The following is a 1,002-nucleotide window of genomic DNA, read 5'->3' as shown; positions in this document are numbered from 1 at the left end:
GGTCCGCGCCATGCAGACCGTAACCGCCGGCTGCGCCACCACCTTCGATCCCGGCTGGGAGGTCGATCCTTTCGGCGGCCTTGCCGCCTTGTGCCAGCCGATGGAGGCGGACCTCTATGGCTGCTCCGACCCCTGCTGGTGGCCCGCGCAGGTGCCCGACATCATGGTCAATCACCAGAACTGGGACGAAGGCGCACCCAATGCCGCCAAGGACTGGCGCGCGCTTGGCGCCACCTACCCCACCGACGCCGAAACCTAAGGAGACCCGCATCATGAAAACCGCGTTTTTTGCTGCAGCCGCGTTCTGCGCCTCCGCCCTGCCGCTGGCCGCCGGCGACCTTCTGGTGACGGTGGCCCGGCCCTCGAACCTCTATGTCTTTGACGCTGATACCCGCTCGGTCAAGGCCGACTGCGATCTGGGGGCGAATGTGACCCCCGGCGTCATCGCCATGTCGCCGGACAACCGCATTGCCTATGTGCTGCTGAACCACTGGCAGGACGTGGTGGGCGTCAATATCGGGACTTGCGAGAAAGTGTTCCACGCCGCCCAGTCCGACGGCGACGTAAGCCGCCGCTCGCTGGCCTCGCTTGCCGTCTCCAAGGACGGCAGCCAGATCTACACGGTGCGCAACCCGGTGCGCAAACTGACCGACCGTTACGAGGTGATGCAGCCGGAATTCGCCGTCTATGACGCCAGCGCCGGGCTGGAAGCCACCCCCTCAGCCGTCTTCGAGGCCCCGCGCCGCTCCACCCTGATGGCCAGCGACCGCAACGGCCAGGTCTATGTTGCGGGGCATGACATCTACCGGGTTGATCCGGCCACCGGCGAAACCGAGGTGGCGATTGCCAACGCCAGCTGGGACCGACCGACCTACAGCCCGCCGGATGTGCTGGCGTTCTGGCCCACCGGCAGCCAGAACGACGAGATGCTGCTGATGTACACGGCAGCGGTGTTCACCGACGAAACCCAGCAGGAGATGGCGGATTTTGTCTGGGGCTACC

At 66.0% G+C, this 1,002-nt stretch carries 2 protein-coding genes; both read left to right on the top strand.

Annotation, left to right across the window (positions count from 1 at the left end; genetic code table 11):
• Positions 1–259, top strand: a 259-nt coding sequence (qhpC, locus tag A2I95_RS42425; protein WP_291738220.1) for a quinohemoprotein amine dehydrogenase subunit gamma, incomplete at its 5' end; no start/stop codon positions are given.
• A 13-nt stretch (positions 260–272) separates the two neighbouring features.
• The coding region (gene peaD, locus A2I95_RS42420) for a quinohemoprotein amine dehydrogenase subunit beta (protein ID WP_291738219.1) at positions 273–1,002 on the top strand (730 nt) is incomplete at its 3' end.

Source organism: Leisingera sp. F5 (assembly GCF_001593695.1).
Note: the sequence above shows the minus strand (reverse complement) of the source record. Positions and strands in the feature narration are given on the sequence as shown.